12 protein-coding genes are annotated in these 13,300 nt (G+C 41.3%); 10 read left to right on the top strand and 2 right to left on the bottom strand.

Annotated features, from left to right (window positions below; genetic code table 11):
• The first annotated feature begins 96 nt into the window (after positions 1-96).
• Positions 97-1,341 (top strand): S-adenosylmethionine:tRNA ribosyltransferase-isomerase, encoded by a 1,245-nt coding sequence (locus tag AQPE_RS18430; RefSeq protein WP_318347966.1) that lies wholly within the window; start codon positions 97-99, stop codon positions 1,339-1,341.
• Between the two features lie 50 nt (positions 1,342-1,391).
• Here the strand turns inward: AQPE_RS18430 and AQPE_RS18425 are convergent, their stop codons facing one another.
• Positions 1,392-2,453 (bottom strand): inorganic phosphate transporter, encoded by a 1,062-nt coding sequence (locus AQPE_RS18425; RefSeq protein WP_318347965.1) that lies wholly within the window; start codon positions 2,451-2,453, stop codon positions 1,392-1,394.
• Positions 2,454-2,491: 38 nt separating this feature from the next.
• Positions 2,492-3,139 (bottom strand): DUF47 domain-containing protein, encoded by a 648-nt coding sequence (locus AQPE_RS18420; protein ID WP_318347964.1) that lies wholly within the window; start codon positions 3,137-3,139, stop codon positions 2,492-2,494.
• 331 nt (positions 3,140-3,470) lie between these two features.
• Between AQPE_RS18420 and AQPE_RS18415 the strand changes: the two genes are divergently transcribed.
• The 9 genes from AQPE_RS18415 (at position 3,471) to hemN (ending at position 13,299) form a co-directional block, all read left to right on the top strand.
• Positions 3,471-3,830: a hypothetical protein gene (locus AQPE_RS18415; RefSeq protein ID WP_318347963.1), complete on the top strand. Its 360-nt coding sequence runs from the start codon at positions 3,471-3,473 to the stop codon at positions 3,828-3,830.
• A gap of 126 nt (positions 3,831-3,956) precedes the next feature.
• Positions 3,957-5,210 carry a glutamyl-tRNA reductase gene (gene hemA / locus AQPE_RS18410; RefSeq protein ID WP_318347962.1) on the top strand — a complete coding sequence of 418 codons (1,254 nt, stop codon included), beginning with the start codon at positions 3,957-3,959 and terminating at the stop codon, positions 5,208-5,210.
• A 46-nt stretch (positions 5,211-5,256) separates the two neighbouring features.
• Positions 5,257-6,195: a hydroxymethylbilane synthase gene (gene hemC, locus AQPE_RS18405; RefSeq protein ID WP_318347961.1), complete on the top strand. Its 939-nt coding sequence runs from the start codon at positions 5,257-5,259 to the stop codon at positions 6,193-6,195.
• 5 nt (positions 6,196-6,200) lie between these two features.
• On the top strand, positions 6,201-6,986 hold the full coding sequence (locus AQPE_RS18400) for a uroporphyrinogen-III synthase (protein ID WP_318347960.1): 786 nt from the start codon (positions 6,201-6,203) through the stop codon (positions 6,984-6,986).
• A 4-nt stretch (positions 6,987-6,990) separates the two neighbouring features.
• Complete coding sequence (gene hemB / locus AQPE_RS18395) at positions 6,991-7,959, top strand: porphobilinogen synthase (protein WP_318347959.1); 969 nt, start codon at positions 6,991-6,993, stop codon at positions 7,957-7,959.
• A gap of 108 nt (positions 7,960-8,067) precedes the next feature.
• Positions 8,068-9,366 carry a glutamate-1-semialdehyde 2,1-aminomutase gene (gene hemL / locus AQPE_RS18390; RefSeq protein ID WP_318347958.1) on the top strand — a complete coding sequence of 433 codons (1,299 nt, stop codon included), beginning with the start codon at positions 8,068-8,070 and terminating at the stop codon, positions 9,364-9,366.
• Positions 9,367-9,562: 196 nt separating this feature from the next.
• Positions 9,563-10,786 (top strand): hypothetical protein, encoded by a 1,224-nt coding sequence (locus AQPE_RS18385; RefSeq protein WP_318347957.1) that lies wholly within the window; start codon positions 9,563-9,565, stop codon positions 10,784-10,786.
• 27 nt (positions 10,787-10,813) lie between these two features.
• The gene (hemE, locus tag AQPE_RS18380; RefSeq protein WP_318347956.1) at positions 10,814-11,848 is read left to right on the top strand and encodes a uroporphyrinogen decarboxylase; all 1,035 of its coding nucleotides are present in this window, start codon (positions 10,814-10,816) and stop codon (positions 11,846-11,848) included.
• Complete coding sequence (gene hemN / locus AQPE_RS18375) at positions 11,836-13,299, top strand: oxygen-independent coproporphyrinogen III oxidase (protein WP_318347955.1); 1,464 nt, start codon at positions 11,836-11,838, stop codon at positions 13,297-13,299. Before hemE ends, hemN begins: the two co-directional genes overlap by 13 nt.
• Position 13,300 lies beyond the last annotated feature (1 nt).

Here is a 13,300-nt window from a genome sequence, read left to right as displayed (position 1 = left end):
TACGATAAAAGTCCGAAGTCGGAAGACGGAAGCCAGAAGATTCAAGACTTGGGATTCAAGATTCAAAAGTTTGCGTATTTTTGGCCGCTGAAAACTATGGAAAGCACAAATAAACTACTGGAGAAAGTAACGGGCATTTCAATTAGCGATTATGCTTACGATCTGCCCGACGAAAAAATCGCCAAATATCCGCTGGATGAGCGCGATCAGTCGAAGTTGCTCGTTTGGAAGAACGGCTTAATTCAGGATTCACAATTCGAAAACCTTCCTGAATTTTTACCTTCCAACAGTCTACTGATTTTCAACAACACGAAAGTAATCCGCGCCAGGCTTCATTTTCAGAAAGAAACCGGAGCCAAAATCGAACTGTTTTGCCTCGACCCGGTTGATCCGTCTGATTACCAGATCGCGTTTCAGACCACTCAATCGTGCGTATGGAAATGTATGATTGGCAATCAGAAAAAATGGAAAGGTGATCGTCTGCGAAAGATCATCACGATTGATGAAACCGAAATTGAACTTTGTGCAGAACAAACCGATCCGGAGAATAACAAAAGTCTGATCCAATTTAGCTGGAACAATCCTGATTTTGAGTTTTCAAGAATCATTGAGTCTGCCGGCTCGCTGCCCATTCCGCCCTATTTGAACCGCGAAACCGAACAAAGCGATCTGGAGCGATATCAAACTGTTTATTCAAAAATAAAAGGCTCGGTAGCCGCACCAACTGCGGGCCTGCACTTTACTGATAAAGTTTTTAGTCACCTGACCGAAGATGGACATGAAATGGCAGAACTAACGCTACACGTTGGAGCTGGAACGTTTCAGCCGGTAAAAAGCGAAATCCTTTCAGGTCACGAGATGCACTCTGAACATTTATACATTAGCCGGGATTTCCTAAAAAAACTCATTGGTCACTCTGGAAAGAAAATTGCAGTCGGCACCACTTCAGTCCGCACATTGGAAAGTCTTTATTGGCTGGGACTTCAGGCACATCAAAATCCGGAAATGAGTATTTCTGATTTGAAAGTTACGCAATGGGAAGCTTATCAGGCAGAAACCAGCTCAATTGAGGCAAATATTGCATTGCAAGCGCTAATCCAACTATTGGAAAGAAATCAGGCTGAATATCTTTCGGCATCAACACAAATCATCATTGCACCCGGATATCAATTCAGGATAGTTGACGGATTGATTACCAATTTCCATCAGCCACAAAGCACATTATTGCTGCTGATTTCGGCTTATTTAGGTGATGAATGGCAAACCATTTACGACCATGCTCTGACAAATAATTACCGATTCCTAAGTTACGGCGATAGTAATCTGTATCTGAAAAGCTAACAATATCTGTTTGATTTTCGCCCAACGGGCACTGCTACGCCATGCTCAGATCAAATTCCCATAGCTGTAATAGCCAAATAAACCAATCCTGCAATAAGCATACTTACCGGAATAGTTAAAACCCACGCAATAAGTAAATTATTCGCAACACCCCACCGAACAGCCGACAATCGTTTGGTCATCCCCACACCCATAATCGCTCCTGAAATGGTGTGAGTTGTACTTACCGGAATACCCAGCCCCTGAGAAACGCCGAATAAAGTAATAGCACCGGCTGTTTCAGCAGCAACACCTTCAACAGGAGTAACTTTGGTAATTTTCGTACCCATTGTTTTTACAATTCGCCAACCACCCATCATAGTTCCAAGAGAGATTGCAGTATAACAAGAAATTGGAATCCATGCCGGTACATGTAAGTGTGTTTTACCCATTGCATCGACAGTTTCTCTCACGTGCACCCAATCAGGAACTGCCAACCCCTGAGCATTCAACGAATGTATATAAACCAACATAGCAGCACTTATAATACCAACAACTTTCTGCGAATCACTTCCGCCATGGCCTAAGCTTAATGCTCCTGAAGATAGGATTTGTCCCTTTCGAAACCATTTGTTGGCATGGTGTGGATTAGCCCTTCGACTACTCCAAAGTATAATAAGTGTTATCAAATAAGAAATGATCATTCCTATTATTGGCGACAGGAAAATAAAAATGACAGTTTTTACAATTACTTCCTCACTGACAACAGAAAAAGTTCCGGTATGTGCCACGGCGGCACCTGCAAAACCTCCAATTAACGTATGTGAGGAGGAGGAAGGAATACCAAAATACCACGTCAACAAATTCCAGATAATAGCGGCAATTATTCCAGCCAATATTACCTGAAGCGTAATCGCGCTGCTGTCAACCGTTTTGGCAACTGTATTGGCTACTTTGAGATCGAATACCCAATAAGCGACAAAATTCCAAAACGCAGCCCAAAGGACAGCTGGGAATGGGGCAAGTACTTTTGTGGAAACAACAGTTGCTATTGAATTGGCAGCATCATGAAAACCGTTAATCAAGTCGAAAACAAAGGCAAGAACAATTGTAACAATTAAAATGGTAAGCATAGCCTGAAATAAAGAGTTAGAACTAAAAAAGACCCTGATTAAGCGTATTTAACTAAAATAGTTTTCACTACATCCGAAACATCTTCCATCTTATTAGCGATCTTCTCGATATTCAGAAGAATTTCTTTCTGTTTGATTAATTCAATAGGATCTTTTTCGTTTTCGAAAAGGCTCGAAATAGCCATGTGATAAAACTCATCTACCCGACTTTCAAGCTTATTAATGTCTTTACAAGCCTTTAAAACCTTAGTGGAGCTCTTAAAATCATCAAGACCACCCACAGCTACTTTGATTAGCTGACATCCGTCAGAAATTAAGGCAACCATATCTTTCATAAACGAGCTGAAAACGGTACACCGGTAGATCTCAATCTTTGTTGACAAACTATAAATCAAATCTACTACATCATCAATTGTTGAGGTTAACTCATTGATGTCTTCCCTATCGAATGGAGTAATAAAAGAGCGGTTTAATACATCAAAAATCTGATTGGTAAATTCATCCCCCTTTTTCTCTATTGCTTTAATGGCTAGTCCGATTGACCGGCGATCTTCCAATTCCGGCGAATTGATGAGCTTAACCAATGCAGATGAGGCTTCAATAGTATTTTCCGCAGCCTGATTAAACATCGCATAAAACTTTTTTTCTTTAGGAACAAAATACTTAAGTAAACCTGAAAAATCCATATCCTTAATTTTAATGTATATGAGTGTTCAAAACAATTGCAAAGATGCGAATAAGAATTATTTCATACCGGAGTATTCTTAATTTTATTCGAACTAAAATGCAATCTGACCTAATCATTAATATTTTTTGCAACTTCTAACATCATACTTTTATCGATACTTCACAGACAGAATGGCTATAACACAGCATCGCAACATACTGACAAATATCAATGCCATCAAACCACACCATTCATCCATTATTATTACATTTGCGACACAATAAACAAACAAAACGATCGTTTTTCAGGCGAATCGTTTAAGACCAATTGTTTAACTTTATTTCTGAGTAATGTTTTTTTTAGGACTATTATCGACACCTCTACCTTACTTGCTGCTAGCCGCATTTTATTTTTTCGGCTTCGCAATGGGTATGTTCAATAATAGCAACGGAGACGAGGCAATCGAAACTGTTTCATCGGTTACTATACCCGTCGAAGTCAAACAAAAAGCAACAGACCATTCGATTTATTATTTCCAGGTCAACGACCAAAAGATTCAAAATCAGAATACCATTTTAAAGCCTGAAGCTAAAACTACAGCATTTATTCCCGATACGGGAACTATTATTTTTCAGGTCAGGAACATAAAAGTTCATGAATTCCTTTTCTCCGGATTCCAATTTTCACGCCCTCCTCCATCAGGGTGCTAGAAAAAAAAGTTAGCACACTTTTCATTTTCAGGCATTTTGCATTTTTTAACTTATAATTAAGCTGAAATTGCAACTATTATTGTGCATAATTGTTTTTCGTTAGCAATTCTGATAAAAGATTATTTTATGATAGGGGTGATAGGAATAAGCTATAAAACAGCGCCACTAGAGATCCGTGAGTTATTTTCATTTCCAAAAGACGAAATTGTTCCATTTTCAGAACTACTTCAGCAAGAAACAGACATTGCTGATTTGGTGCTCATTTCGACATGCAACCGGACCGAAATTTATTTCTCGCAGGATAAACATGACAATCAGACTGCATTTGAGTTGATCTATGAAGCGATCAAAAAATTCAAAGGAATTACTGATCATTGCTGGCAGTACTTTTATCATCGCTCAAATGCGGGAGCAGTGCGTCATTTATTCGAAGTGGTTTCAGGACTCGATTCACTGATCATTGGAGAAGACCAGATTATTGGTCAAGTGAAAGAAGCATACATTACCTGTACTGAACTGGCTCTTACTGATGCCGTTTTAATGCGACTTTTCCAGAAATCATTCGAAGCAGGGAAACGTGTCCGCACGGAAACAGGCATCAAGCTTGGAATTACTTCAGTAAGTAGTGCTGCGGTGGAAATGTGTGTCAACCTTCTCAATGGAGTTGCCGACAAGTCGGTTTTATTGGTTGGAGCTGGTGAAACCGGGAATCTGGCACTTCAGAATATTCACAAAAAGGGAGTTAAGCAGATTGGGGTAGCCAATCGTACGATCGAAAAAGCAGAAAAAACAGCCGCCAAATACAACGGAATGACCATTTCGTTTGACACATTCGGAAAATACCTTCACGGATTTGATATCGTGATGATTGCAACATCTTCTGCTACACCTGTTATCACTGCTGAAATGGTTAAGCAAAACCAATTGGTCAGGCCCGGACACAAACAAGTCTATATTGATCTCTCGGTTCCCCGCAATATCGAAACTTCAGTTGCTGAATTGGAAAACGTTGAAGTACTTGGCGTTGACGACCTTCAGGAAATAGTTAAACAGACTACTGAAAACAAGAAGGAAAGTGCAGCCAAAGCACATCTTATTTTGGACGAAGTTGTGGCCGATTTTTCTGAATGGCTGGCCAGTCGTTCGCTTCGCCCGGCAATAAGCACAATAACCGCAAATTTCCAGGCCATAAATCAGGAAGAACTTTCGACCTACCGCAAGGTAAATACTCCGGAAATGCAGGAAATCGTAGATGATTATGCGCAACATTTGACCCAGCGATACACCCGTTTGCTGATCAAAAACCTAAAAAATTTAACGGATAACGGAAAAAATATCGATTCGTTAAAAATCATCAATGATTTATTTAAATTCGACTAAAATATTTTACAGGCAAATCCGGTTGATTTGCTCTTGAACGATCAGAATGAAAAAAACGATACGTATAGGCACAAGAGGCAGCCAACTGGCACTCTATCAAGCTAAAAAAGTAAAAGCAACACTCGAAAATATCTTTCCGGAACTTCAGGTTGAACTGAAAATTATTAAAACAAAAGGAGATAAAATTCTCGATGTTGCGCTCTCAAAAATCGGCGACAAAGGGTTATTCACCAAAGAAATTGAAAATGAGCTGATAGACGGAAGCGTTGATCTGGCTGTTCACAGTTTAAAAGACCTTCCTACCAAATTACCAGATGGCCTAAAATTAGGTGCAGTTTTGGAGCGTGGAGAATTCCGCGATGCATTGGTAAGTTTAAAGGGTAAAAAGATGTCAGACCTGAAAGCAGGCGATGTTGTTGCCACATCTAGTTTGCGCAGGATTGCAGGACTTCTGAAAATAAATAACCAGATCGTTATTAAAGATATTCGGGGAAACGTGAACTCGCGCCTTCAGAAAATGGAAGATGGGTATTGCGATGCCATGATTATGGCTGCAGCCGGTCTTCAACGCCTTGGACTCGAACAATACATCACCGAGATTATTGATCCGGAAGTAATCATGCCCGCAGTCAGTCAGGGAGCCATTGCCATTGAAACACGGCTAAATGATCCTGAAGTTGATGAATTAATGGAAAAATTAAACCATTTGAATACCTGGAACACGGTGGTTGCTGAACGTGCATTTCTGGCTCATCTTGAAGGTGGTTGCCAAGTTCCACTTGGATGTTATTCAAGGGTTGAAAACGGAACCCTGAATATGAGCGGATTTGTTTCTTCCATTGACGGAAAGCAATACATTCGGGAAGACGTATCAGGAGAAATGACCAATGGAGCTGACCTGGGAGTTCAAATGGCTGAAAAAATGCTCGAAAAAGGAGCAAAAGAAATCTTAGACCAAATTAAATCAAGCAACAATACTCACTAAACCAAATGGGTAAAATACTCGAAAACAAAGTATTTATATCAACACGGCCAGCCGGTCAGTCTGCTGAACTTGAAAATCTGTTATCTGAAGATTCAGCCACCCTGATTTTGATGCCAACTATTGAAGTCAGGCCATTACCTCTCGACGAGTTTGCCTGGCAACAATTAAAAAATATCGAATCGTTTAATTGGGTAGTTTTTACCAGCCCAAACGGATTGCGCTACTTTTTCGCCCGACTTTTTGAACTTCAAAATCATTATGGCCTTCCGGAGCATTTAAAAATTGGCGTTGTGGGAAAAAAAACTGCCGCTTCGCTTGAATGTTACGGGACATCGGCTTCATTTATAAATCTGGGAAACACGGCAGAGGATTTTGTTGTAGATTTTTTTCACCGGGTAAACTTTGGTGATCGGGTACTCTTCCCTATTGGGAATTTAGCCCGTACTGTTATTGAAGACAAAATATCAAAAAAAGCCGAATGCACCCGTATCCTTTTTTACGAAACCGTTCTTCCTGAATCGATTAACGAAAATGCATTAAAACTCATATTGGACGATCAGTACGACATGATCGTACTTTCAAGTCCATCGTGTTGCAAAAATTTACTTCAACTGCTTTCAGGGAAAATTGACCCTACAAAACTCCGATTGGTTTGCATTGGGCAAACAACCTCAGCCGAAGTTATCCGCAATGGAATTGAACCATTGATAACTGCCGGAACTGCGAATTCACAAGGAATACATTCAGCCATACTCAATTATTTTCAGAAGAAACAACTTTTAAACAATTAGAACCATGTCTTTCCCAACTACAAGACTCAGAAGATTAAGACAAACTCCTGTTTTACGAAATTTAGTCAGAGAAACAATATTAACCCGCGATGACCTGGTGATGCCGCTTTTTGTTTGTCCGGGAACAAACGTACGAATTCCAATTTCCTCCATGCCAGGCAATTTCAACCTTTCAGTCGATCTGTTGGTTGAAGAATGTCGCCGGTTATATGGATTAGGAATTCAGGCAATTTTGCTTTTTGGTATTCCTGAACACAAGGACGAACACGGGCTTGTGGCCTGCGAGCACAACGGAATTGTACAACAGGCCGTGCGTGCCATAAAAAGCGCTTTGCCCGATTTATATATCATTGCCGATATTTGCAATTGTGAATATACATCACACGGTCACTGCGGAACCATTGTTAATGGCGACGTTCACAACGATCTCACGCTGGTTACACTGGCAAAACAATCGGTTTCAATGGCTGAAGAAGGTGTTGATATGGTTGCACCCAGCGATATGATGGACGGACGTGTTGGAGCTATCCGCAAATCGCTCGACGAAAATGGTTTTTACAACACCCCAATTATGGCTTATTCGGCCAAATATGCTTCAGCATTTTATGGTCCGTTCCGCGAAGCCGCCGACAGCGCTCCAAAATTTGGAAACCGCGCCACTTACCAAATGGATCCGGCAAATGGCAACGAAGCATTACGCGAAGTTGCTCTAGACATTGAAGAAGGAGCTGACATTGTGATGGTAAAACCAGCTTTGAGTTACCTTGATATTATTCAGCGTGTAAAAACAACTTTCAACATGCCTATAGCCGCCTACAATGTGAGCGGCGAATATGCGATGGTAAAAGCTGCCGGAGCAAATGGATGGATCGATGAAAAACGCATGGTTCGCGAAATTCTGACTTCCATTAAACGTGCAGGTTCCGACATCATTATTACTTACCACGCACAGGAAATTATCAAAGAACTGTAAAAGCAAAGGGCAAGGAGCATGGGGAAAGAGTCGCAGTGTTCAGTCACAGTTAGCAGTTGACTCGAAACCCCGTATCCCGAAACTCGTAACTTGATTAAAAATTAAAGCATGAAAAACTATACCCAAAGCATCGCAGCTTTTCAGGAAGCACAAAAACACATTCCAGGCGGAGTTAATTCACCGGTTCGCTCGTTTAAAAGTGTTGATGGAGACCCATTGTTTATTGCCAGTGCCAAAGGCGCCAAAGTTTTCGACATCGATGGTCACGAATACATTGATTACGTGGGCTCCTGGGGTCCAATGATTTTAGGTCACGCCCATCCGGATGTAATTATGGCTATTCAGAAAACAGCAGCCAAGGGAACCAGTTTTGGTGCACCTACCCTGCTCGAAACCGAAATGGCTCTTCAAATCAAGAAGATGGTTCCTTCGATCGACAGCATTCGGATGGTTAACTCTGGAACTGAAGCCACGATGAGCGCTTTGCGTCTGGCTCGCGGATATACTAACCGCGAACTGGTCATCAAATTTGAAGGCTGCTATCACGGTCACAACGATAGTTTTTTGATTAAAGCCGGATCGGGCGCTCTGACATTTGGAACTCCTAATTCACCGGGCGTTACTTCAGGAACAGCAAGAGATACCCTGACTGCTGGCTACAACGATCTGGATTCAGTAAAAGAATTATTCAATCGTTATCCTGAACAGATTGCAGCTTTGATATTGGAACCGGTTACCGGTAATATGGGTGTGGTAATTCCTGAACCTGAATTCATTCAGGGTGTTCGTGACCTTTGCACGAAATATGGAACAGTTTTGATTTTTGACGAGGTGATGACCGGGTTCCGCCTTTCAAAAGGTGGCGCACAGCAAATACTTGGAATTACCCCTGATCTCACCTGCTTCGGAAAAATAATCGGTGGCGGACTTCCGGTTGGTGCTTATGGTGGAAAACAGGAAATCATGGATAAACTGGCACCAAAAGGTCCTGTTTATCAAGCCGGAACACTCTCAGGAAACCCATTGGCAATGGCTGCTGGATTAACTGCATTGAAAATTCTGGATGAAACGGATGGATTTTACGATATGCTTGAAGATAAATCGGCTCAACTGGGCGAAGGCATCAAAAAATGTCTGGCTGATTTGAATTTCCCGGGCGTAGTAAACCGCGTTGGCTCCATGTTTACACTTTTCTTTACCGAAGAGGAGCAAGTAAATTCCTTTGCCGATGCACTCAAATGTAACACGGTTACCTACGCTAAATACTTTAAAATGGCCCTGGAAAGCGGCGTTTACCTGGCTCCATCGCAATTTGAAGCTGGATTTATGTCGGCTGCCCATACATCGAAAAAAATTGATAAGACCATTGAAGCAACCTACGAAGCTTTGAAGGTCTTAAAGGGATAAAAGCACTATTCCAAAACCTTAATCAAAATTGGGATGGATTTTGGATAGTGAAATAAGTAAAATATTGTAACATACTGATATTCAACAAACAAAATAATCAAATTAAAATTGGCAGATTTTTTGAAGTAGCTTATGTGCTGATTAGAGTTTCTATTCAAAATTCAGCAGAAACAGGAAACAATTAATACTTACGACCATGAAAACAAAAATTGGAATCTTAGTTTTAGCTTTAAGCACATGCTTCTTCAATGTACATGCACAACAACGTGTAGTAACTACCGCACGTGCAACCAGCTACGATATTAGCGACAATCTCGATTTGGATGCCGTTGCCTCTATTTTCGGTGACTCAAAGAATCTGGAAGATTTTGAGCGTAGTCTGAATGATCCGAATAACCGGATTTCGAACCTCGACTTAAATGAGGATGGTTACATTGATTATTTAAGGGTTGTTGAAAACTCATCAGAACGTAATTCGTTAGTGGTTATTCAGGCTGTTCTTGGCGACAATGTATTTCAAGACGTTGCAACCATTGAAGTTGAACGGGTTCAAAATGGTAATCCGCGAATACAAATTGTAGGCGATGCTTATATATATGGTTCAAATTATATCATCGAACCCGTATTTTATCGTACACCATTAATTTTCTCATTCTTTTGGGGTCCCCGTTACAGTCCATGGATTTCACCCTACTACTGGAACTACTACCCAAGATGGTACAGTTATTACAGGCCTTACTCGCCTTTTAAGTACCGCCGTCATATTTATGGGCATATCAATTACGAAAATAAATATCGTCGCATCGACAGTCCGATTATTCACATTTCGGGAGATAACTATAGCCGAATCCGCAGAGATGATTTTGCCAAGAGATATCCAGACCGCGCTTTTGAAAGCAGGCATAATGGCGTGACAAACAGAAATGAATTGATTCAAAGGCGTTCGGACCGCTCTGGTGCTGGATACCAACGAAACAGTAATGCTCAAAGACCAAACAGTACAGTTAGACCAGAAAGGCAAAATTCAAGAACCGAGAGTAGTCAAAAACGACAATCAACAAATGAATACCGTCGTCCTACTAATCAGGTAAAGTCAGGATCAACTCAAACTCAACCAAGAGAATACAACGGAAATTCGAACAGAAGCAAAACTCAGAATAACAATCAACAGATTCAGCAGAGAAGTGAAAACAAAAGCCAATCTTATGAAAGGCGGTCTGCTCATGAACAACGTTCGGTTTCAACTCCGCAACGATCAACTCAGCGGGTTGAATCGCCACAGAGAACCTCTGCTCCAAGAGAAAAATCGGCTTCAGTAAAAAGACAAAACAGATCAAACAGTACAGCAAAACAGAGCCAGAGGAACTCTCAAAAGACTGAATCGACTAAAAAAGAAGACTCAAACGGAAGAAGAAGATAAACCGATTAATAATTAAAACGAGATATTTTGACAACAAATTCAATTCTATTAAAAACACTCCGGGGTGAAAAAACGGAACGGCCACCCGTTTGGTTTATGCGTCAGGCGGGCAGAGTGTTGCCTTCGTACATGAAAATTAAAGAGGATTACACCTTCTGGCAGATGATGCAGAATCCGGAAATCGCAGCTAAAGTGACGCTGCTTCCGGTTGACGATTTGGGCGTTGATGCCGGGATTTTGTTCTCCGACATTCTGGTTATCCCTCATGCGTTAGGAATGGGATTGGAATTTAACGACAGCGGTCCGCTATTCGATCAACCGTTGGCGTTTCGCGAAAATCCGTTGGCGGGATTGAATCCAGATCCGTCGAAATTGAATTACATCTACGAAGTGATTGACGAAATCATCCGGACAAAAAAAGAGGAAACACCGTTGATCGGCTTTTGTGGCGCACCTTTGACAGTTCTGTTGTTCATGCTTCAAGGGTTAGGACGTAAAGGTGATTTTCCGGAAGCCATTAAATTCATTTACGAAAATAAGGAGACCACCAAAAAGCTAATTGAAGTTGTTACGGATCTTTCTGTGGTTTATGCGCAAGGACAAATTGAACATGGAATCGACGTTTTTCAGTTGTTTGATACGCATGCCGGATTGATTCCAGCCGATTTGTATCAGGAACTGTTTATGCCTGCCACAAAAAAAATAGCGGCTGCCGTGCGCGAAAAAGGTATTCCGTTCATTTTCTTCCCGAAAGGATTGGGAACCGGAATCGCTCAGATTACTCCTGAAGATTGCGATTACCTGAGCATCGACTGGCAAACACCGCTCGATTTGGCGAGAAAATTAGTCGATCCGAAAATTGGGTTACAGGGAAATGTCGATCCTCGTTTGTTATATGCCAGTCAGCCTGAAATTGAGAAGGCGCTGCAACCTTATATTGAATTTGGCAAGAATAACCAGAACTGGATTTTCAATCTGGGTCACGGATTCATGCCAGGTATTTCATTCGAAAATGCCAAGTTTTTAGCCGATTGGGTAAAACACACCGATTGGAAAAGATAAAAGAGTTGCGAGTTACGGGTTTCAAGTTATCCCGTATCACGCAACCCGAAACACGTAACCCGAACATTGAAGCTATGATCAACCGCGAATTACTCGAAAAATACAACCATCCGGTTCCACGGTACACCAGCTATCCGCCAGCTAATTTCTTTACTGAAGAATTTAGTCTGGCCAATTATCTGGAAGCCATCGATGAGTCGAATCAGTGGAATCCACAAAATATTTCCATTTACATTCACATTCCGTTTTGCCTGAAATTGTGCTATTTCTGCGGATGTAATTCATACGCGCTCCGGAAAGAAGAAGTGGTGGAAGCATACCACAAAGCCCTGATCAAGGAAATTAAGATGGTGACTTCGAGATTAGATAAAAACCGGAAAGTTTCGCAGATTCACTATGGAGGTGGAACGCCAAATGCCATTCCGGTAGAGTATCTTCAGGAGATTAACGAATTGTTGTTTTCAACGTTCGAGTTTATACCTGAACCTGAAATCGCTATTGAAGTCAACCCGGCTTACCTCACTTACGAGCAAATGACCGGACTTAAAAAAGCAGGATTCAACAGATTCAGTATAGGTATTCAGGATTTTGACAATGATGTTTTGGATGCTGTCAACCGCGAACAATCTGTTCTCCCGGTTGCAGATATAATTTCTTTCCTGAAAAAGGATTCACCCAATATGGCTGTTAATCTCGATTTCATTTATGGTCTGCCTAAACAAACGGCTGCTAACTTTTCTAAAACCATCAGTAAAGCCATCGAATTGAGACCAGATCGTCTGGTCACTTTTTCGTACGCACATGTGCCATGGGTGAGCAAAATTCAGAAGAAACTAGAGAAAGAAGGACTGCCCGCTCCGGACGAAAAAATTAAAATGTACGAAGCCGCTTATTCTCTGATGACACAAAACGGCTACGAAGCCATTGGAATGGATCATTATGCAAACGCTGATGACGAACTAACCGTTGCCCGCCAGAATAAACAATTGCACCGCAACTTTCAAGGCTATTGTACCCGTCGTACGACTGGGCAGGTTTATGCTTTTGGAGTTACCGGGATCAGCCAGCTGGAAGGCGTTTATGCACAAAATACCAAGTCAATTGACGAATACATTGCAAAAATAAATCAGGGAGAATTAACCACGATTAAAGGTTACGCACTAACCAAACAACAGGTGGTTGTTCGCGAAGTAATTACCGAACTAATGTGCAACGAGCAGATTGTTTGGAGCCATTTGGGCGAAATACTTGGGATGACATCCGAAGAAGTTAAATCACAGACCGTTTACAATCAGGAACTGCTTCAACAATTTGCTGACGACGGAGTAATAATTCTTTCTGACGAAAAAATACAAATTACACCCGATGGGCAATTGTTTATCCGCAATGTAGCCGCCTCGTTCGACCCGCTTATTCAGGCCGGGCAAACCAACTTTTCAAAACCAGTTTAAT

Source organism: Aquipluma nitroreducens (assembly GCF_009689585.1).
GTDB lineage: Bacteria > Bacteroidota > Bacteroidia > Bacteroidales > Prolixibacteraceae > Aquipluma > Aquipluma nitroreducens.
This window is presented reverse-complemented; position numbering and strand designations above follow the sequence as displayed.